The sequence below is a fragment of the Saccharopolyspora antiqui genome, assembly GCF_052246905.1.
Taxonomy (GTDB): Bacteria; Actinomycetota; Actinomycetes; order Mycobacteriales; family Pseudonocardiaceae; genus Saccharopolyspora.
This window is the reverse complement of sequence record NZ_JBQQBO010000014.1, coordinates 81,843-101,469: the sequence shown is the minus strand read 5'-3', so window position 1 is coordinate 101,469 and position 19,627 is coordinate 81,843. Positions and strand designations below refer to the sequence as shown.

General features: G+C 69.5%; 16 protein-coding genes. 9 read left to right on the top strand and 7 right to left on the bottom strand.

Translation table 11 applies throughout. The features are described 5' to 3' along the window. Positions 1-24 precede the first annotated feature (24 nt). Together ACTWQN_RS22160 and ACTWQN_RS22155 are read left to right on the top strand one after the other, a co-directional pair. Positions 25-657, top strand: a complete 633-nt coding sequence (locus tag ACTWQN_RS22160; protein WP_443205542.1) for a hypothetical protein — start codon at positions 25-27, stop codon at positions 655-657. A 160-nt stretch (positions 658-817) separates the two neighbouring features. Beyond that, complete coding sequence (locus tag ACTWQN_RS22155; protein WP_443205443.1) at positions 818-1,474, top strand: SDR family oxidoreductase; 657 nt, start codon at positions 818-820, stop codon at positions 1,472-1,474. 28 nt (positions 1,475-1,502) lie between these two features. On the opposite strand, the gene ACTWQN_RS22150 is transcribed toward ACTWQN_RS22155, so the two are convergent. Continuing rightward, positions 1,503-2,813: a D-arabinono-1,4-lactone oxidase gene (locus tag ACTWQN_RS22150; RefSeq protein WP_443205442.1), complete on the bottom strand. Its 1,311-nt coding sequence runs from the start codon at positions 2,811-2,813 to the stop codon at positions 1,503-1,505. A 74-nt stretch (positions 2,814-2,887) separates the two neighbouring features. Here ACTWQN_RS22150 and ACTWQN_RS22145 point away from each other — a divergent pair, with 74 nt between their 5' ends. Further along, positions 2,888-4,072: an amino acid deaminase/aldolase gene (locus tag ACTWQN_RS22145; protein WP_443205541.1), complete on the top strand. Its 1,185-nt coding sequence runs from the start codon at positions 2,888-2,890 to the stop codon at positions 4,070-4,072. On the opposite strand, the gene ACTWQN_RS22140 is transcribed toward ACTWQN_RS22145, so the two are convergent. Next, entirely contained in the window at positions 4,042-4,620 is a 579-nt protein-coding gene (locus ACTWQN_RS22140) for a TetR/AcrR family transcriptional regulator (protein WP_443205540.1), read from the bottom strand. The two genes, ACTWQN_RS22145 and ACTWQN_RS22140, sit on opposite strands and share 31 nt — an antisense overlap. 535 nt (positions 4,621-5,155) lie before the next feature. Between ACTWQN_RS22140 and ACTWQN_RS22135 the strand changes: the two genes are divergently transcribed. After that, positions 5,156-8,629, top strand: a complete 3,474-nt coding sequence (locus ACTWQN_RS22135) for an L-tyrosine/L-tryptophan isonitrile synthase family protein (RefSeq protein ID WP_443205441.1) — start codon at positions 5,156-5,158, stop codon at positions 8,627-8,629. 463 nt (positions 8,630-9,092) lie between these two features. On the opposite strand, the gene ACTWQN_RS22130 is transcribed toward ACTWQN_RS22135, so the two are convergent. Continuing rightward, positions 9,093-9,431, bottom strand: coding sequence for a hypothetical protein (locus ACTWQN_RS22130; protein ID WP_443205440.1), 339 nt, complete (start codon positions 9,429-9,431; stop codon positions 9,093-9,095). Between the two features lie 13 nt (positions 9,432-9,444). Continuing rightward, entirely contained in the window at positions 9,445-9,690 is a 246-nt protein-coding gene (locus ACTWQN_RS22125; protein ID WP_443205439.1) for a hypothetical protein, read from the bottom strand. A 222-nt stretch (positions 9,691-9,912) separates the two neighbouring features. On the opposite strand from ACTWQN_RS22125, the gene ACTWQN_RS22120 reads away from it, so the two are divergent. The 4 genes from ACTWQN_RS22120 to ACTWQN_RS22105 all read left to right on the top strand — a co-directional run bounded on the left by ACTWQN_RS22120 (position 9,913) and on the right by ACTWQN_RS22105 (position 15,652). After that, a complete protein-coding gene (locus ACTWQN_RS22120; protein ID WP_504230367.1) occupies positions 9,913-11,286 on the top strand; it encodes a helix-turn-helix domain-containing protein in 1,374 nt (457 codons plus the stop codon). A gap of 53 nt (positions 11,287-11,339) precedes the next feature. After that, positions 11,340-12,245, top strand: a complete 906-nt coding sequence (locus ACTWQN_RS22115) for a phosphotransferase family protein (protein ID WP_443205539.1) — start codon at positions 11,340-11,342, stop codon at positions 12,243-12,245. A gap of 151 nt (positions 12,246-12,396) precedes the next feature. After that, positions 12,397-12,705, top strand: a complete 309-nt coding sequence (locus tag ACTWQN_RS22110) for a hypothetical protein (RefSeq protein WP_443205437.1) — start codon at positions 12,397-12,399, stop codon at positions 12,703-12,705. A 331-nt stretch (positions 12,706-13,036) separates the two neighbouring features. After that, a complete protein-coding gene (locus ACTWQN_RS22105; RefSeq protein ID WP_443205436.1) occupies positions 13,037-15,652 on the top strand; it encodes an L-tyrosine/L-tryptophan isonitrile synthase family protein in 2,616 nt (871 codons plus the stop codon). A gap of 107 nt (positions 15,653-15,759) precedes the next feature. On the opposite strand, the gene ACTWQN_RS22100 is transcribed toward ACTWQN_RS22105, so the two are convergent. The 3 genes from ACTWQN_RS22100 to ACTWQN_RS22090 all read right to left on the bottom strand — a co-directional run bounded on the left by ACTWQN_RS22100 (position 15,760) and on the right by ACTWQN_RS22090 (position 17,693). Then, complete coding sequence (locus tag ACTWQN_RS22100) at positions 15,760-16,296, bottom strand: copper resistance CopC family protein (RefSeq protein ID WP_443205435.1); 537 nt, start codon at positions 16,294-16,296, stop codon at positions 15,760-15,762. Beyond that, entirely contained in the window at positions 16,293-16,970 is a 678-nt protein-coding gene (locus ACTWQN_RS22095) for a YcnI family copper-binding membrane protein (protein WP_443205434.1), read from the bottom strand. The genes ACTWQN_RS22100 and ACTWQN_RS22095 overlap by 4 nt, the downstream gene beginning before the upstream one ends. 138 nt (positions 16,971-17,108) lie before the next feature. Further along, on the bottom strand, positions 17,109-17,693 hold the full coding sequence (locus ACTWQN_RS22090; protein ID WP_443205433.1) for a hypothetical protein: 585 nt from the start codon (positions 17,691-17,693) through the stop codon (positions 17,109-17,111). Between the two features lie 299 nt (positions 17,694-17,992). On the opposite strand from ACTWQN_RS22090, the gene ACTWQN_RS22085 reads away from it, so the two are divergent. Then, positions 17,993-19,627: a BCCT family transporter gene (locus ACTWQN_RS22085; RefSeq protein ID WP_443205538.1), complete on the top strand. Its 1,635-nt coding sequence runs from the start codon at positions 17,993-17,995 to the stop codon at positions 19,625-19,627.

The window sequence follows — 19,627 nt, the reverse complement described above, 5'->3', positions numbered from 1 at the left end:
GGGAGGCGGAACGCCGTGACCGGAATGCCGGGACGTGCCTGGACCGAAGACGAGCTCCGAGCCTGCTCGACGACGCAGCTTCGGTCTCCGCTGGGGCTCGCCGCCTCCATGGGACGGCTCGCTCAGCAGGCCGTGGACACGTTGGGCTGGACGGGCAGCGTGCTGCCCCCGGTGAAGCTGCTCGGGCGGCAGATCATCGCGACCGCCGACCTGCTTCCCGACGCGCACGCCGAACGGCTTTGCTTCGGCAGCGAACCGGTGTTGGACCGCGCCGAGATCGCCACCTGGGTGTGGCCCGAGATGGACGGCCGGGTGCCGCCGCCCGCCGCCCGGATCGCCGGGGTGCTCGCTCCGGCTCGGCACTGGCGCAGCGCGTTGACCGCCGCCGTGCCGTTCTCCCGGTTCGCCAGCGCGGCGATCGTGGTGCCGCGCAGCGTTGCGGTGGCCTCCGACTTCGCCTCGACGTGCCTGATCCGCGCGCGCCAGTTCGGCATCGCGGTGCTCAGCGCGGACGGTGACAACGTGCAGGTGGAGCTGGACGGGCGACGTTTCGACGACGCCCCGCCGGTGGAGCACACCGCGGTCTCGCGCTGGGTCAACGAGGTCGTCTACCAGCAGCTGCTTTCGACCGAGGCCCCCGCGCCGTCGCGCAGCTGATCCCTGAGCCAGCCCCTGGGGACCGGTCGTGAGTGCGCAGGCGGGCTCCAGCCCGCCTACGCACTCACGACCACCAGCCTGACTTGTCCACAAGATTCGGCTAGTTGTCCACAGGCGGTGCGACCGGCCGAGCACCGCGCGGTGTTCTAGGTTTGGCGGCATGCGAATCGTGATTGCCGGGGCCCACGGGAAGATCGCGCGACAGCTGGGGGCGATGCTCGTCGAGCGCGGCGACTCGGTGCTCGGCCTGATCCGCAATCCCGACCACGCCGCCGAGCTCCGCGCCGACGGTGTCGAGCCGCAGCTCGCCGACTTGGAGCACACCGACGTCACCGCCCTGGCCGCGCTGCTGTCCGATGTGGATGCTGCGGTGTTCGCCGCCGGAGCGGGGCCGGGTAGCGGCGCGGCGCGCAAGGACACTGTGGACCGAGCGGCGTCGGCGTTGTTCGCGGATGCCTGCGAGCGGGCCGGAATTCACCGTTTCGTGCAGGTGAGTTCGATGGGGACGACGAAGCCGAATCCGCCCGATGTGGACCCGGTGTTCGGCGCGTACCTGGACGCCAAGCGGGCCGCCGAGGCAGACCTGCGGCGGCGTTCGCTGGACTGGACGATCCTGCGTCCGGGGCGGCTGACCGACGATCCGCCGACCGGTCGCGTCGCGCTGGCCGAGGCGGTCGGCCGGGCCGATGTCACCCGCGCCGATGTCGCCGCGGTGCTGCTCGCGCTGCTGGGCGAACCCGCCTCGGCGCGGCGTTCGCTGGAGCTCGCTGGCGGCGAAACCCCGATCCGCGAAGCCCTCCGCGCCGCCCTCGGTTGACCGTCGGACGAGCCCGCCGCGAACCGAGTTATCCACAGGGGCCGAGGACGCGGTCGAGGTAGGCGTTGCGGAAGACCCCATCGGGATCGACGGCGGCGCGCACCTGGCGGAAGTCGTCGAAGCGCGGGTAGCGCTCGCGCAGCGCCGCGGCGTCGAGCCGGTGCAGCTTGCCCCAGTGCGGTCGACCGCCGACCGCCGCGACGATGTCTTCGAAGGCGTCGAACCAGCGCCGGTACGGCATCCCCTGGAACTGGTGGATCGCGATGTAGGCGGTCGGCCGCTGGTAGGCGGTCGACAGCCACACGTCGTCGGCCGCCGCGACCCGCACCTCGACCGGGAACATCACCGGCTCGTCGAGTCGTCCCGCCGCGGCGCGCAGCTCGCCCAGCACGTCCCGCAGCGCGTGCTGCCCGACGGCGTATTCGCATTCGACGAACCGGACGTTGCGCTGCGTCGTGAAAACCCGGTGCGAGCGGTCGCTGTAGGAACGCGCGGACCAGGTCGCGGCGCAGAGCCGGTTGAGCGGTCGCACCAGCGCGGGTACCGCGCGCCCGAGTCGGCAGACCGCGCCGAAGAGCCGGTTCTCCAGCACCCCGTATTCGAGGAAGTGCCGCAGCGGGTGCAGCGGTCGCGGTGGCTGTCCGGCCGGGAGCCGGTTGTTCCGCTTGACCAGCGTGTTCGACGAGTGCGGGAACCAGTAGAACTCGAAGTGGTCGTTGTCGGCGGCGAGCTGGTCGAAGCGCTCCAGCACGTCGTCCAGCGGGGCCGGGCGCTCGTCGGCGGCCAGCGCGAACGCGGGCACGCAGCGCAGCGTCACGGTGGTGATCACTCCGAGTGCGCCGAGCCCGACCCGCGCTGCGGCGAACAGTTCCGGGTTCTCGGTGGCCGAGCACCGCTTTTCGGTGCCGTCGGCGAGCAGCAGCGTCAGCTGTTCGACCTGGGTGGCCAGGCCGCCCAGTCCGGCGCCGGTGCCGTGCGTGCCGGTGGAGATCGCCCCGGCGATGGTCTGCTGGTCGATGTCGCCGAGGTTGGCCATCGCCAGGCCCAGCCCGTCGAGTTCGGCGCCCAGCCGGTGCAGCGGTGTGCCCGCCCGCACTTCGACCAGCCCGTTGTCGGGATCGGCGCTTGCGATCCCGGTCCAGTGCGAGAGGTCCAGCGCGCAGCCGGTGTCCGGTGAGCCGATGCTGGTGAAGGAGTGGCCGGTGCCCAACGGCCGGACGGTGCGGCCATCGCGTGCGGCGGCGCGGATCGCGTCCGCGGTCTCGGTCGTGTCGCGCGGTGCCACCACGGTGCTCGGAGCGGCGGTCGCGGTACCTGCCCAGTTGGTCCAGCGCTGCATGGCCCTCCTTCGGGTGCATCGCGGAGAAATTATGTGAATGAGATTCGCGTAACAAGGCTTTTCGGCCTACCGTTATCGACGTGCGCCGGTTCGACGAGATAACCAACGAGCTCGACCCACCGTTCGCGGTGGTCGACCTCGACGCGTTCGACCACAACGCTGGCGATCTGGCGCGTCGGGCCGCCGGGCGACCGATCCGGGTGGCGACCAAATCGGTGCGCTGCCGCGACCTGCTGCACCGGGTGCTGCGCACCCCGGGTTTCGCCGGGCTGATGTGCTACAGCCTCGCCGAGGCGCTCTGGCTGCACCGCGAAGGACTCAGCGACGACATCCTGGTCGCCTACCCGACCGCCGACCGGGCTGCGCTGCGCGAACTGGCGGCCGACCCGGCCGCCGCGGCGTCGATCGCGCTGATGGTCGACTCGGTCGAACACCTCGACCTCGTCGACGCCGCGGTCGGCGCCGCCCGGCCGGACATCCGGGTCTGCCTCGAAATCGACGCGGCCTGGCGGCCGCTGCCCGGTCTGCACATCGGTACCCGGCGCTCCCCCGTGCACACCGTCGCGCAGGCTCGCCGGTTGACCGAATCCGTGCTGCGCCGCAACGGTTTTCAGCTCGCCGGGCTGATGGCCTACGAAGGTCAGATCGCCGGCGTCGGCGACGCCCCGACCGGACATCCGCTGAAAGCCGCTGCGGTGCGCTGGATGCAGCGCCGGTCGGCCGTCGAACTCGCCGAACGCCGGGCCGCCGTGGTGCGCGCGGTGCGGGCGCTGGCGCCGCTGGAGTTCGTCAACGGCGGTGGCACCGGCAGTCTGGAGCGCACCGCCGCTGAACCGGCCGTCACCGAGCTCGCCGCGGGCTCCGGGCTGATCGGGCCGACGCTGTTCGACGGCTACCGCGCCTTCCACCCGCAGCCCGCGGTGCTGTTCGCGCTGCCGGTCGTGCACCGCCCCGCCGGGCGGATCGCGACGTTGTTCGGCGGCGGTTACCTCGCCTCCGGACCGGTCGGCGCGGATCGGGTGCCCGCGCCGTGGCGGCCCACCGGCCTGCGGTTGATCGCGACGGAGGGCGCTGGCGAGGTGCAGACGCCCGTCGTCGGGAACGCGGCTCGCGGGCTCCAGCTCGGCGACCGGGTTTGGTTCCGGCACGCCAAGGCCGGGGAGCTCGCCGAACGGTTCGCCCACTACCACCTGGTGACCGGTGATCGGCTGGCCGCCACCGTGCCGACCTACCGGGGCGAAGGCAGATCCTTCGGATAACCGCCGGGCAGCCGGTTGGACAGGTAGCCGCGGATCAGCTCCTTGGCCTCCGCGACGAGCATCGGCTCGCCGAGCGGATCGCGCCGGAACGCCAGGTGCAGCACTGCGTCCGCCGCCTCCACCGCGACCGCCAGCGGCAGCATCAGCTCCGCCGGATCGAGCCCGAACCCCTCGGCGATCAGCCCGGTGAGCTTCTCCGCGATCACCGCGTTGTTGTCCTTGCTCGGATCCAGCAGCCGCAGGTCCACCACGTCGCCGAAGTGCAGCCGGCTGAACGCCGGGACTTCCCGGTGCATCGTGAGGTACACGTCGAAGACCGCGTCCACCGCGTCCCACCAGTGCGCCAGCTCCAACTGGTCGAACCGCGTGGACACGGTGCGCACGAAGCGATCCAGGTTGCGCAGCGTCAGTTCCTGCACAACCGCGCGCTTGTCCGGGAAGAACTGGTACAGCGATCCGACCGCGACTCCGGCCCGCTCGGCGATGAGGGTGGTCGTTAATCCGTCATAGCCCACCTCGTCGATCAGTTCGGCGCAGGCCGAGAGCATTTTCTCCACACGTTGAGCGCTGCGCTGCTGGACCGGCTTGCGGCGCAATGGGGCTACTTCGGCGGGCAAGGCGACTCCTTGATCATGTTCTCACTGACCATCTTGCCGACCACGACCGTGATTCTCGTTCAGGGATGCCCCTGGGGAGACGGTGCCGAGCTCGACTCGGCGGTCTGGTTCACCGGCGGCTTGCGAGGTTTGCCCTCATTTCCGGTGACGTCCACAGTTTCCCGGCCCGGAGGCGGTCGTGCGCTCCGGACATGCCGTGGACGGTATCAGTCGATTGGGTGAATTAGCGGTCCATGTCTTGACCCGGCCTCGTCGCCCGGTCCCTGGCTCGCCAGAAGAGGTCGTGCTGACCTGCGGTTCCCGCGCGTTACATCGTCGGTATATGCATTGAGTCATGTTGTCAGCACACAAGGTCGCTATCTAGTGTGAGTCGCGTCGTCATTCTCCGTGACAGAAAGGTCATCGTGGGTTACTGCGCGGCTGCTCCTCGTTTTCCCGCCATGCCACCAGGTGCGCTGCCCTCCGGGTGGGCACCGACCGTGGGGAGTGGCAGCTGTGCCGCTGGTACCCATGTCCGCTCGGCTGCTTCGCGCGCGACACGCACCGCGGCGCCGTGACCGCGCGGCTCACCTCGGATCTCCCCGCCTCGGCGGGTCGACAACGCGCAGTCGGCGAAGCGGATGAACCGCCGCCAGCGCCCGAACTGTGGCACCCGCTGACCATCCCCGACGCCAACGCCGTGCTCTCCGACGGCGGCTACGGGCTGTGGGTCGAGCGGTCCCCGCACGGCATGCTGCGGCTCAGCGGAGCCGGTACCGGAGCCGGGTTGCCGCTGGGCGACCAACCCAATTGGTCCGACCTCTACCGCGCCCTGGTCCGACTGCGCCGCACCCGCCGGGTGTTCAACTCGACGTGGCTGCACCGGCTGGCCCGGTCGCTGGGCGTCGGCGGCGGCACCGGCGGATCCGTACCGCTGCCCGCCGACCGCGTGGACCTGCTGACCTCGGCGCAGCGGCAGCTCGCCGAGGATTGCCTGGCCGCGGTGACCGGTCCCAACCGCAGCGTGCCGTTCCCCGCGGAGCGGATCACCGTCAGCGGACCGGAGCGCACCGTCCAGCTGCAGGCTGCCGGGCCCCGGGAGCGCGCGCTGCGCCAGCTGCGCGGCTGGGAACGGCTGTCGTCCACAGTGGAGTCCGATCCGAACCTGCGGATGCACTGCGCCACCCAGCCGGTGCCCGCCGCGGTGGTGGACACCGCCACCGGTTCGGCCGCGCTGACCCGCATCGCCGAACCCGCACCGGCGCATCCGAGGCACCCCGGCGGCACCATCACGGCGAAGTTGTCCACGCTGCTGCGGCCGGTCGGCGACGGCACACCGGGCGTGCTGCGCGTGGTGCTGGACAACCGCTTCGAGCGGCGCGAGGACGAGCTCGAATACTTCGTGGAGCACTTCGTCCGCCCGCTGCTGCGCGCGTTCCGGCTGGCCCTCGACACGCACCGGATCGGCCTGTTCTCGCTGGACGAAACCGGTGTCGCCTTCGAACTGTCGCCGGAACTGCAGGCCACCGGCCGGATCGTGCTCACCGACTACCTGCGGGTGAGCCACGAGCCGACCCGCGCCGAGGTCGCCACCGGGGTGCGCGCGCTGGTCGCGACCCTGGACGAGCTCAGCGCCGGGTTCAGCAGACTCGACGCCGGTCGGCCGGAGAACCGGGTGCGGCACGCGGTGGACCGGGTGATCGCCGAGGAACTGCGCTACCTGGCACCGCACACCGCGGAACTGCTCGCCGGCGAACAACCGCTGCAGTGCTACGCGCACACCGTGCCGGAGTCGCAGGACGCGGTGCTCAAATCGGTGCTGGACCGGGTCCAGCACCGCAGCCAGCGGCGCCGCTGGAACGACCGGCTGCCGCAGCCGACCGTGGTCGTCGACGTCGACCTGTGCGGACTCGTGCCGCTGCAACGGATCCTGGACGCCGCGCGCTCGATCTCGGGTCCGCGACCGGGCGCGCCGGAGGGCATCCTCGAACTGGCCGGGCCGGGCACCCTGCCGGTGCTGCCCACCTGCTCGGCCGCCACCTGGTACAACTTCGTCGAGCTCAGCGGCCTGGGCAAGCGCTACCCATCGGTCGACTGGACCGCGGTGCACGCCGATTTCGCGCGCGCCTTCCTGTCCCGGCCGAGGGAGAAGCTGCGCACCGACAGCGTGAACGCGGGGCTGGCCCGGTTCGTCTGGGACGTGCAGGACGCGGGCGGGCGGGTGGTGTTCTGCACCGGCCGCCGGGAGCGGTTCCGCGAGCAGACCGAAGCGGTGCTGGTGGCGGCCGGGGTGCCGGACCCGACGCTGCTCTGCCTGCCGGAGGACGGCAACCGACGGCGTGCCGAGCTGCGGGTCGAGAAGCTGCGCGAGCTGGGTGACCTCGACGTGGTCGCGTTCTTCGACGACGAACTGGCCAACCGGGTCGCGCTGACCGAGCAGTTCAGCGCGGCACTCGCGGTCGCCGTCGAGATTCCCGGGCTGACCACCGAGCGCCGCCCGGGTCAGCCGGTGTTCGACTCCGCCGCCGTGATCGCCACCTTCGAGACCACCCCGCGCCCCGGCGCACATGTCGGTCCGCGGTTGTCCAACACGCATTCGCTGGAGGAGCTGCAGATCGGTGCGCTGCGCAAGAACCGCCTGGCGCAGCGCTGGGCTGTTCACCTCAGCGAGCAGGAATCACAGTCCATTGTGGACGCGATACTGGCCGATGCGGACCGGGCGGCGGCGCGGACCGGCCGCGGTGCGGTCGCGAAGTTCGGCCTCGACGAGGGCGGCGACCAGGATCAGGTGCTGGCGGCACTGCACCACGTGCTCACCCGCAAGCAGTTCATCAAGGGATCCCGGGCCAACTACCAGGTGAGCGACCTGCGGCGGGACGCCGAGCCGTTCCTGCGCCGCCGCGAGCCCATCGAAGTGGTGCTGCTGGGCTTCCCGGTCAAGCAGTGCCTGAACCGGCTCAAGGCGGGCGGTCCGCTGCCCGACCTCGCCGAGCTCGGTGGCATGGCCCGGCTGCGCGAGCTGCAGCGGGCGGTCAGCGCGGTGTACCCGCCCGGCCTGCACTTCAACATCCTCACCGACGGTCGGCACTTCCGCAGTCGCCCGTCGGCGATCACCGAGGCCTACCGCAGGAAGCTGCGCGAGTACGTCGAACTGGTCGGCATCGGTGACCGCACCACGGTCGAGGAGATCGACGCGGTGGCCGAGCAGCGGCTGGGTCCGGGTCTGCCGGAGCAGCGGTCAGCGCGGATCGCCCGCTACCGCCAGCTGCTCAGCGAGTCGCTGCGGCACTTCGACATCACCGACAACCCGCTGCGCACCCTGGAACGCGTGCACCTGCGCACCGCCTCGATGGCGGAGTTCCAGCCGCACGTCATCGGGCTGTTCCGGGAAATCCTGATGTCGCTGGTGTATTCGGTGCCGGTCACGGTGCCGCCGGGTACCGACCGGCTCGAATGGTCCACCGCGGTCTACGCGGACATCTACAACCTCACCGACCAGAGCGCGTCGGCCGAGGTGCGGCAGGCGCGCTGCGCGGTGCTGCGCCGCGCCTGGCACACCGTGATCCGCTACCTGGCGACCATGCAGGTCGACGAGGAGTTCGGTTACGAGCGGATGTTCCCCAACCGCATCCGGTTGACGCTGAGCGCGGTCCGCGAGGGCTGCCTCGGGTTCACCTACCTCGGCGGATCCGGGCTGCTGCCCTGGCAGGGCACCGGGGTGCTGGACGCCCGCGGCTGCGTGGCGGTGGACTTCGCCATCTCGCTGCTCGACCAGGGATTCGTCCCGGTGTACTCGCCGCTGCTCGGCCCGCGCCAGCCCTGGCTGATGGTGCCAGCCCAGCGCACCCACCTGATCGGATCGCCGACGAGCGCGGTGCCGACCCAACGCGGCGCGGCCCCACCACCGGGCATCCACCTGGACCCGGACTTCGCCACCCGAGCCCGACTGCGCCGCAAGTGAGTCGGCGAATCCGGCTACGAGTGCGTGCTGCGCATGGGCCGCCAGCGGCTGTGGCTGTCGCGGCAAGAACGATGGCGGCGTCTGAGGTTCCGCTACCGGCACCGCTTCGCAGCGCAACCACGTACTGGAGAGAACATGGAAAGGCCCTGGGCTCGGTCGGGGTTTGAGCGCCAGGGCCTTTCCAGACTCCGGGCCGTCCGGGGAAACGGTTTGTCCGGAGTGGTTGGACTCCGCGGACCGGCACCGGTCGGGGGGAGGGGAGTGCGTCAGCACCGGCCCGCGGAAATCTGGGGTGACCGCTGCTGGACAGCGGTCCACTGTGGAGTTTTGTGGTGGCGGCGGCCGATGAAACGCTGGTCGAGGTCGGGGAATCACGACTGTCGTTCATCGGCCGCCACCAGGCGGTTGCTCGGAGCCCGGGTCGGGGAGGAGGTCTTGCTGTCCGGGTCCGAGTCCGCCGGCTTTACGGCACCGACGCCGCCGGGCGCAGAGCGTGCGCCGGTCGAAGGTGCCGTGCGGGACGGGGTGCCAAGGCACCTGCCACCAGGTGGTCGTAGGCCGAGCGCCACACCGAGCACGGTGCTTTCTGCGGGCGCCAGCGGCCTGAGCACTCCGGGCAGTTGCCCTTTTCGTCGGCGTCGTGAGCGGCGAGCAGCGTCCGCCACCCCTCCGTGAGTCGGGGGAGTTCGGAACGCGCCACGGAGAGCAGGGAAGGGGCGTCCGCGCGGTTCGCGAGCTCGGTCAGCACATCGAGCCGCTCCCGTACCGCGTTGCGCAGCACCTGTCCCAGAATCTCGTCCACCGAAACGTCACCGTCACTTTCTCGCTTGCACAGCGGCATCCCGCAGCGCTACGGACAACTGGCTGACGCCGTTTGCCGACAGCGCGGCGGAGTGGCCGGGCGGTCCGACGAGCACCACCCTGTCCCGGTTGACCAGCACGTCCAGGAATCGGTGCGAGTTCGCCACATCTCGGCAGTCCACTCGCCACCACCGGCGGCGGTCTGCGGGACCGGGGGAGAACTCGGCCGGTTGGCCGTCCTCGCCCTGTGTTGTCCGCATTGCCGTCACCGTTCCCGTTCGTGCTCGGTTCGCCTGTGCTGACTAGATTGGAACGAGTTGACCCGGCTCGCCTAGAGGTAGGCGATAACCGGGCTGACGGCAACGACGAGCGGTCGGTGGACTTCACCCCTGCCGATCACCTCTACCGATACGCACTTCACCGGGTTGCCGCAGTGCCCTTACTCTGCGACCAACGCCCGTGCAGAGCGTGAGGGGGTCTAAATGAACATCATCGGTTCTGGCGGCTCTCCCGTTACACCCGACGTCTGGAACGAGCGGGAAATGCGGGATGCGCTGGCCCGACGGGACGTCAGTGAGATCTACCGACAACTGCGTCGGCACGGCGTCTCGCAGCGCCAGATCGCGGCCTCCACGGGGCAGTCGCAGTCCGAGGTGTCCGAGATTCTCAAGGGGCGGCAGGTCATGGCATATGACGTGCTGGCCCGGATCGCCGACGGGTTGGGAATACCGCGGGGCTACATGGGCCTCGCATACGACGGGGCAACCGCGATGCGGGTCGCCAAGGCGGCGGCCAACGCCCCCGATGCTGAGGAGGACGAGTCGGTGAAGCGTCGGAAGTTCTTGTCCCACGCGGCGGCTGTGACCATGGGTGCGGCCGTCTTTGGCGCGGAGGACAGCTCCTGGGTGCCCGCCAGCGCCCAGACACCGGCACCGGCACGCATCGGCATGACCGATGTGCAACAGATCCAGGCCGCCACCAAGGCGTTGCGCGACCTCGACTACCGCTACGGCGGCGGGACCTGCCGCGACGCCGTGGTCGCCCAGCTGTCCTGGGCGCAGCAGCTGCTGGAGTCCACGGCCGCCGATCCGGTCCGCAAGCAGCTGTTCGTCGCTCTGGCGGACATGCACAGCCTGGCCGGTTGGACCTCGTTCGACATCGGTCTGCTGGATCCGGCTCGCGGCCACTTCGGCAAGGCGTTGGAGTTCGCCAAGCAGGCCGACGACGACAGCCTGGTGGCCAGCGTGCTCTACCGGATGGGCCGGGTGTACCTGCACTACCAGGAGCCCAACGAGGCGCTGAAGTTGTTCCAACTGGGCCAGATCGCCGCGCAGGAGTCCGGTTCCGCGTTGACCGTTGCCGTGCTGTGCGCCAACGAGGCGTGGGCCTACGGCATGCTGAACAAGCCCGACCAGGTGCGCAAGATGGTCGGTCGCACCAAGGACGAATTCGCCCGCGCCAAGGTTGACGAGGCGCCGGACTGGGTGCGGTTCTTCAACGAGAACGACCTGCACGGCATGATCGGTTCGGCGCACGACGCACTGGCCAACTTCGACCCGAAGAAGCACGCGTCGATCGCGGTGGCCGAGACGATCAAGTGCAACGAGGCCTACGGCGCGGACATGCAGCGCACCCACGTGTTCGGGCTGAGCCTGCAGGCGACCAACCACTTCCGGGCCGGTGATCTGCAGGAAGGCATCAAGGTCGGGCGGCAGGCGCTGCAGTTCGGCGACCGGGTCAAGTCCGCCCGGGTGGCCGACCGGCTCAAGCCGTTGGAGCTGGAAGCGGCCAAGCAACGGATGAATTCCGATGCCCGGGACCTGTTCGAGGAAGTCCGGCGGTTCCGCCAGGTGTGAGGCTCGCCGACCGGTTCGTCCGGTCCGCCTGCCGTCGGTTTGAGAACATGAGTATGAAGACATACGAGGTGGAAGAGGATCGGTGCATCCCGCCGGAGCTGGAGTCCGCGCTGACCGCGATCTGCGCGTCCGTCGGCTTGGACTCGCGCGGCGCGCGCCTGATCCGATTCGTCAACAACGGGGTTTTCCTGCTGCGTTCGCAGCCCGTGATCGTCCGCATCGTGCTTTCCCCGTCTTTTACCTATCGAGCTTTCAACGCCGTTGAAGCCGCGCGCTGGATGGCCGTCCACGACGTGCCCGCGGTGCGTCTGCTGCCGGGCCTGGAACAGCCCGTTCAGGTGGGCGAGCACCTCGCGACGCTCTGGCAGTACGAGCCGGAGATCGGCCCGGTGCCCAGCGGTCGCGACCTGGGTTCGCTGTTGCGCCGGATGCATTCCATGCCGCCCACACCGACCTTCCTGGATTGGCAGCCGATGGCCGATCTCCGCCGCCGACTCGACGATGCGGTGGAAATCGATCCGGCCGACCAGCACTTCCTCGAACAGCGCTGCGACTACCTGGAAGAACGGCTGGATTCGCTGCGATTTCCGCTGCCGCAGAGCGTCATCCACGCCGACGCGCACCTGGGCAACGTGATCGGCGGCGCCGATGGTCCGCTGCTGTGCGATCTGGATTCGCTGTGCGTCGGCCCGCCGGAGTGGGATCTGACGCCGATCGCGGTGGGGCGCCTGCGGATGGGGCATCCGCCCGATTGGCACGACGAGCTGGCCTGTGCCTACGGCTTCGACATCACCGGGTGGGAAGGCTTTCCGGTGCTGCGCGAGCTGCGCGAACTCAAGATCACCACGGGCGTGCTGCCCATCCTGCGCAGCAATCCGGGAGTCCGCGACCAGCTGCATCGGCGATTGCGCACGATCCGCGAAGGCGATCTGGTCACTCAATGGGCGCCCTACAGCTAGTCCCTCCACCGGCTGGATGCGTCCAATCGGGCGATATTGCGCCGGATACCGAAGGTCTTTGGGCAGTTCTGGTGACGTGCTGCCGTCCGTACGGGTAAACCATACGAGCGGATTGGGTGCATCGCTCGCGTAGCTACTGGATGGGCTGTCGATGAGGATCGCGAACTGGACGCCGCGGAAGCTGATCCCGAACTGGCGCCGAGCACGTGCGCGGCGTTGCGCGCAGGTGCTCGACGAAGTGGTCAACTCCCAGGTCGAGTTGTTGCCGCAGCTGCCTGTCGAAATGCGGCAGCGCTGCGCCGACCACCTGGCCGAGTTGGTGCTGCTCGGTCAGGCCTACCGGCATTTCGCGGCGGGCTGGATATCCCACCGGGAGTTGGAGCATCGCGGGCAGGCGACCTTGCGCCGGTTGGCCGAGCCGTGTTGCGTCCCGGCGGTGCAACTCACCGACGGCGAATGACCATTCGGCGACACGACGGGTTTTCCTGCCACGCGGCCCGATTCGGGCGAAATCGTCCTGCTTCGACGCCCGGCGAACTGCGGTTTCGACAACCGGCTGCGGCGAAGTTCGGCCCGGGCTAATTCGTGTGTTCCGCAACAACTTCAGCACGGCGGCACTTCGCCAACGCTGGTGTGAAGTTCTGTCGCAGCACCGGAAACTGCTCCTGATGAAGATCAACTAGACTCCGTCGCCAAGCGGATTCGCACTCCTCGGGTATGCGATTCGCGGTTCGGAGAACAGGTGTCGAGTCGGTTCGGCAGGAGCATCGATTTCCAGCAACGTGCAGAACTTGATCGCGCAGGACGATCTGCTGTCGCTGTACTGCGGGCCGCCCGAGGTGTCGCCCGGCGCCTGGCGGTTCGTGCTGTCGCTCGGTGAGTTGGTCGGCGGGCAGCTGCGCCGGGTGCTCGACGGTCGGCCGTCCGGGTGGGCGCAACTGGACTACCTGGCCGAGTTCGTGGTTCGGCCGATCGTGGCGACCACGCGCGGCCTGCTCGTCGAAGGGTTGCGACCGGCCGGTGGTTTCGCCGTCGAGCTGGCCGCCGAATTCGTCGCGACTGGCCGAGCCGTCCCGGCCGGTGTGCTGCCGGTGGACGCGGCGGACGGTTCGGTCGCGGAGTCGATTTCCGCGCTGCACCGGGAGTTGGAGTCGTTGGCGGCGGCCTTCGGGCAAGTAGCGGCAGCCGAGGGGGCCGCCGCGCTGGCCGCGTTCGAGCGGATCACCGCGCATGAGCTGCGCTACCTCGCCGCCGAGACCGCCGCGCTGCTCGCCGGTGATCATCCGTGGCGGCACCACGTGCACAGCGTTGCCGCTGGGCAGCACGAACTGCTCAGCGGGGTGATCCGAGAGGTCAAGCAGCGCAACGTCGATCGTCGTCGCGATCGGAGCCTGCCAAGGCCGGTGGTCGCGGTGGATCTGGACTACTGCGCGCTGTTGCCCCGGCAACGAGTCCGCGCCGCGTTGTCGCAGCTCGGCCGGGCGCTGCGGATCGAAAGGCTCACCGCATCGGATCGGTTGGCCGTGCTTCCCGGCCTGTACTCGGCGGGTTGGCCGTTGTTCCTGGCCCGCAACCGGTTGCGCGAGGACTACCCGGATGTCGACTGGGACGCGCTGTACGCGGAGTTCCGGAAAACCCTGTCGTGGAGCCGCGATGCGCTGCTGACCGACGAGCCCGCACCGGGTTTGATCCGGTTCGTCCGCGCCGTCGAGCACGTCGGCGGACGGGTGCTCTGGACCACCGGGCGGCGACCGCGCATGCGGCCCGCCACCGGTGAACTGCTGCTCCGGCACGGCCTCGGGCGGTTGGACCTGCACACCACGCCCGACGAGCGCGCCGATATCGGGGCGCACAAGGTCGAGGTGCTGCGCGAGCTGGCCGACGCCGAGGTGGTCGCGGCCTTCGACGACCTGGCAGCCAATCGGGCGGCACTGCGCGCGGCGTTCCCGGACGCGACGGTGGTCGCGGTGCGGCCGCCCGGATTCAGCACCGAACCCCGGACCGGTCCGGGCATCGCAACGTTCGAGTTCCTCCCGCACCCGACGCCGCTGGGCCGCGGCCACGCCAGTCCGCGGCGGCGGGCGAAACCCGAGTTGTCGCACGCGACGTCGATCGCGGAACTGCCGATCGGCGAGTACAGCACGCGTCCGACTATCTGGGCGCGCGGTGTGCAGTTGACCGCCGAGCAGCAGGACCGGATCATCGCGGCGCTGTGCACCAGCGCAGTCCAAAATGGACGGAAGCTGGGCGGCGCGGTGCGGGAGCGGCTGGGCCGTTCGGCGGATCCGACCGCCATCGCACGAGCCGTGCGGAAGGTGCTGGTGGCGAAGCCGTTCGGCGCGGCGAAGGCGGCGTACCCACCGGAGGCCGCGGTCGCGGACATGGCCGCCGCGATCGTCGCGGGCGAGCGCATCACCTTCGTGATGGTGGGACCGCCGGTGAAGCAGGACGGCTCGCGGTTGAAAGCGCTGGGCGGCGCACCGGATCTCGCGGAGGTCGCCGTGCTCGCCCGGCTCCGGCAGCTCGACGCGGCGATCCGGCAGGTCCACCCGCCGGGCATCCGGGTGCTCGCCCTCGCCGACCCGAGCCACTTCCGGATTCGGGATCCGCAGCGCTACACCGGGTACCACGCCGAGTTCGGACGGCTGCTGGAGCGGACCGGCGCGCATCGCGTGGTGACCGTCGTCGACATCGACGCCGCCGCGGACGCGCATCCCGGCTGCGGCGATCGGGCGCAGCGACCGGCACTGCTGGCGAAGCACCGCGAGCGGTACGCCACCGCGTTCGCCGGACTGGACGTGCGCCGCGATCCGCTGCCGGTGCTCGCCGAGGCGGCCGAACGCGATCCGGGGGAGCCCGGCCAGCCGGGCTTCGTCGAGATGTTCCGCTCGGTCCTGCACGCGATCGACGTGCCGCACCAGGGCGGTGATCCGTTCGCCTGGTCGCAGCAGCTCTACGCGGATCCCTACGAGCTCGCCAATCCCGCCGTGCCCGCCCGGGTGCGGGCCGCGCGCGCCGACCTGCTCGCCGGGGCGTGGCGGGAGACGATCACCTACCTGGCGAACAAGCACGTCGACCACGAGCTGAACTACCAGGCGCTGTGGCAGCGCAACCGGGTGCGGATGAGCCTGTCGATCCGACCGGCCGCCGGACGCTTCCGGTTCATCCCGATCGGCGGGGCCGGGGTGATGCCCTGGCACGGCACCGCCGCCCTCAACGACCACCGCGAAGTATCAGTCGACTACGCGATTTCCCTGGTCCACCAGGGCTTCCTACCGGTCTACGCCCCGAACACGAGCCCGTCGCCAACGGGCATCCAACAACCCTGGTTCATGCTCCCGACCACCGCCGCCCACACCGACCTCGACCCAGCACTACTCGACCAGATCCGCCTCCGAAAGTCGTGACGCTGTCGTGAGGTGAAGGGCACCTTTGACCGGCTTAGTCGGTCAATGGTGCCCTTCACTCGTCGCCCGAACGGGGTCGTGAGCGCTTTCGCACTCACGACCCGTTCTCAGCTCTTCGGCTTGCCCAGGCGCAGGGCCAGGACGAGGCCGAGGGCGACCAGGACTACCGCGCCCGCGATCCACGGCCAGATCGGCATGCCGCCCGATTCCTCGGGTTGGGCCTGCTGTCCCGCCGGGTTGGCGGTCTGCGGTGGTGGGGCGGGGTTGCCATGGCCCGGGGCGGTCAGCGTGAAGGTGACCTTGCCCGGCACCGGGTGGCCGTCGTTGGACAGCACCCGGTAGCCGATCGTGTAGACCCCGGCCGGGCCGAGCTCCCGGACCGGCGCGATGACCGAGTTGCCCTCGACCCGCACCTGCCCGTCGGTCCAGTACGAGCCGTCCGGCCCGACCACGTTGACCGTGTTGTAGCCCTCGCCGGCGCGCACCGGCTGGTCGAAGGTCAACCGAACCTCACGAGGTCCGGTGGCCAACTGCGCACCATCCGCCGGATCGCTGCTGACCAGCACGTTGTGCGCCAACGCGGTACCCGCACCGCCGAGCAGCGCGGCCAAGGCCAGCACCGCGACGGCCACCAGCCGCTTCACGACTGCGCCTGCTCGGACCGGTCCGCACCGGATGGGGCTTTCCGGCTGCGCACCAGCGCGCCCGCCCCGACACCGAGGCCGAGCGCGCCGACCACGAGCCCGGCACCGCCGAGCCAGCGGGCGGTGTCGTCACCGGTTGGTGCCGAGGGCTCCTGCCCCGCCACGGCCGCACCGTGCGAGTGCTCGCCCTCGGCCTCGTCGACCAGCTTCAGGGTCGGCGCCGGGTGCTCGGGCTCCTCCGCTCCTTCGGCGGGCGGCGGGGCGTCCCAGCTGACGACCTCGCCGTTGTCGTAGGTCTGCGTGGTGGGCAGCACCAGCTGATCGGCGTTGTCCGGTAGCGCGCCGAGGGTGGCTTCGAACTCGTTGAACTCGTCCGGTCCGATGCGGGTGCCCGGCTGCGCGGTCCAGGTGATGCTGCGCACCGCCTGGGTGACCTGCGCCCCGTCCACCTCGACCGGGGCGATCTGGACCCGCTCGATCTGGGTGGTCCAGCCGGGCATCGGCTTGGTGCGCACCGAACTCAGCGGGAATTGTTCCGGAAGTGTGACCTTGACCTGGACGGTCGATGCGTTGGGCCGCTCATTGGGCACTCGGAAGGCGACCTTGGCGTAACCGCCCTTGGCGGCCTCGCCCGGCTGCGCCGTAACGTGTGCGAGGGCGGTTCCGGTGCCCATTAGGGCAGCAATCCCGCAGGCAGCCGTCAGCGCTGCGGATCTGACCACGAATCGTTTTGTCGACATGTTTGCTTGAAATCTCCTGTGCTGAGAACTATTCGCGCGCGCGTACGCGACGAAATGACGGGGCAGCAACAGTCAGATGGCGAATGCCATCGGACCGCGGCTCGGGACAGGAGATTTCGGCGGCCCGCGACGGGCGTGAATCCGCTGGTAGATCAGCTGCGCGAGGGTACGCACCGTGATCGCCGGGATGCACACCGTGCGCGGCGCTGTAACAACCGGTAACGGCGTCGACTTGCGGGGCAGGATTGAACCGAGCAGGTGGGCGACTACGAAGAGTGCCCGTTCGGCCCGGGCCAGCACCAGGCCGGTCAGCAGCACCGCCGCGAGGTGGCCGAGCGTCATCGCCAGCGGCGAGAACGGCAGTCCCGGGTACCCGATTCCCCCCTGGTGAGAAGCCACTAGCTGCAGAAATACGTGAAGTGCCAGCTGACTGATCCCCAGGGCCCCTAGAATGCCCCACGACCCGCGCTTGCGATCAGCGAGCGCCACACCGGCACCGGCCAGCAAAGCGGTGATCACAACGGTGGTACCCGGATCGGGTACCGCTCCGCCCGCAGCCACATGTGCGGCTACGGACAGTGACGCCGAGGTGGTGGCCAGCCCAACCCCGCGCAGGACGCGTAGTGCGCCCTGCGTAGGTGCGAGTTTGACCGCCACGGCGGTCAAGTCTAGGTGTCGGTTCGGCCACGCTGACCGCAGGTGAGCTTGCCTTGTTCACCCGATTGGGTCACGGTTTACGGGTTGCAGACGGTCCGGAGCTACCACCTGCACACATGTCGGGATCGATTAGTTCCAGATCGTCGTAACTGACGACGGAGAGGAGGGGGCGTCGCCGAAAGTCGACGCCGAAACCTGTGTCGACCGAAACAGAACGAAGTGGTGACCCCGCAGGGGGCCACCATTCAACCGAAGTACCAGGAAGTCCGGAGTTCCTCGGCAAGCCGCGAACGGATTGGATCGTTTTCGGCGTCACCGCGGCCATCATGTTCATCGTGGTGGCCTGGGGTGCGTTGGGCACCGACTCGCTCAGCAACGCCTCGTCGGCCGCGCTGAGCTGGCTGCTCACCAACACCGGCTGGGGCTTCGTGCTGGCTGCCACCGCGTTCGTCATCTTCGCCTTGTTCCTGGCCTTCAGTAAGTACGGCCGGATCCCGCTCGGCAAGGACGGCGAGCAGCCCGAGTTCCGCACCGTGTCGTGGATCGCCATGATGTTCAGTGCCGGTATGGGCATCGGTTTGATGTTCTTCGGCGTTAGCGAGCCGTTGGGCCACTTCGTCTCGCCGCCGCCGGGGACGGTGCCCGGCGAGAGCGAAGAGGCCATCAAGACGGCGATGGCGACCTCGCTGTTCCACTGGACGCTGCACCCGTGGGCGATCTACGCCGTGGCGGGTCTGGCGATCGCCTACAGCACTTTCCGACGCGGTCGCAGCCAGACGATCAGCGGGGTGTTCCTGCCGCTGATCGGCAAGCGCAACGCGGAGGGGCCGATCGGCAAGCTGATCGACATCCTCGCGCTGTTCGCGACGCTGTTCGGCTCCGCTGCCTCGCTGGGCATCGGCACGCTGCAGATCCGCGCCGGGATGCAGGCCGCTGGCTGGCCGATCGGGGAAGCCGGCACCAGCGTGCTGGTGGCGATCATCGCCGTGCTGACGGTGTGCTTCATCCTGTCGGCGGTCTCCGGTGTGGCCAAGGGCATCCAGTGGCTGTCCAACATCAACATGGTGCTGGCCGCGCTGCTGGCGGTCTTCGTGTTCGTGGTGGGCCCGACGGTGTTCATCCTCGACCTGCTGCCCACTGCGGTGGGGTCCTACATCAGCGAGTTCGGCGAGATGGCCTCGCGCGCCGGAGCCACCGGTGGTGCGGAGATGCAGGAGTGGCTGGCCGGTTGGACGGTCTTCTACTGGGCTTGGTGGATCTCCTGGACGCCGTTCGTGGGCATGTTCATCGCCCGCATCAGCCGGGGCCGCACGATCCGCCAGTTCATCGGCGGTGTGCTGCTGGTCCCCAGCGTGGTCAGCCTGGTCTGGTTCGCGATCTTCGGCGGTGCCGCGATCGACCTCCAGAAGGGGGGCGACAACGTCTACGGCGACGGCTCGGCGGAGGCGCAGACCTTCGACGTGCTGGCGCAACTGCCGTTAACGGTGATCACCTCGGTGTTGGTGATGATCCTGGTGGCGATCTTCTTCGTCTCCGGAGCAGATGCCGCATCGATCGTGATGGGCACGCTCTCGCAGCGCGGCTCCATCGAACCCAGCCGGTGGGTGGTGGTCTTCTGGGGCGCCGCGACCGGTGCGGTCGCCGCGATCATGTTGGTGATCGGCGGGGGCGAGGACAAGGCGCTGGCAGGTATCCAGAACCTCACCTTCATCGGTGCGCTTCCGTTCGCCATCGTCATGGTGTTGATGTGCGTGGCCATGCTCAAGGACCTGCGCAGCGACCCGTTGACGTTGCGCGACGCCAAGGGCGCCGAAGTGCTGGAACAGGCCGTCATCTCCGGTAGCGAGGAGCACGACGGCGAGTTCCAGTTGGTGACCACGTCCGCCGAGAACGGCGACGCGGACGCGACTGCGTCTACCGGTGGGAAAGAGTAA

What these genes read in the sequence shown, in the direction of transcription:
- ACTWQN_RS22115 (WP_443205539.1), top strand. Translation starts at nt 11,340, where the DNA reads ATGAAGACATACGAGGTGGAAGAGGATCGGTGCATCCCGCCGGAGCTG.
- ACTWQN_RS22150 (WP_443205442.1), bottom strand. Translation starts at nt 2,813, where the DNA reads ATGCAGCGCTGGACCAACTGGGCAGGTACCGCGACCGCCGCTCCGAGC.
- ACTWQN_RS22155 (WP_443205443.1), top strand. Translation starts at nt 818, where the DNA reads ATGCGAATCGTGATTGCCGGGGCCCACGGGAAGATCGCGCGACAGCTG.
- ACTWQN_RS22125 (WP_443205439.1), bottom strand. Translation starts at nt 9,690, where the DNA reads ATGCGGACAACACAGGGCGAGGACGGCCAACCGGCCGAGTTCTCCCCC.
- ACTWQN_RS22110 (WP_443205437.1), top strand. Translation starts at nt 12,397, where the DNA reads ATGAGGATCGCGAACTGGACGCCGCGGAAGCTGATCCCGAACTGGCGC.
- ACTWQN_RS22140 (WP_443205540.1), bottom strand. Translation starts at nt 4,620, where the DNA reads ATGCTCTCGGCCTGCGCCGAACTGATCGACGAGGTGGGCTATGACGGA.
- ACTWQN_RS22120 (WP_504230367.1), top strand. Translation starts at nt 9,913, where the DNA reads ATGAACATCATCGGTTCTGGCGGCTCTCCCGTTACACCCGACGTCTGG.
- ACTWQN_RS22160 (WP_443205542.1), top strand. Translation starts at nt 25, where the DNA reads ATGCCGGGACGTGCCTGGACCGAAGACGAGCTCCGAGCCTGCTCGACG.
- ACTWQN_RS22095 (WP_443205434.1), bottom strand. Translation starts at nt 16,970, where the DNA reads ATGGGCACCGGAACCGCCCTCGCACACGTTACGGCGCAGCCGGGCGAG.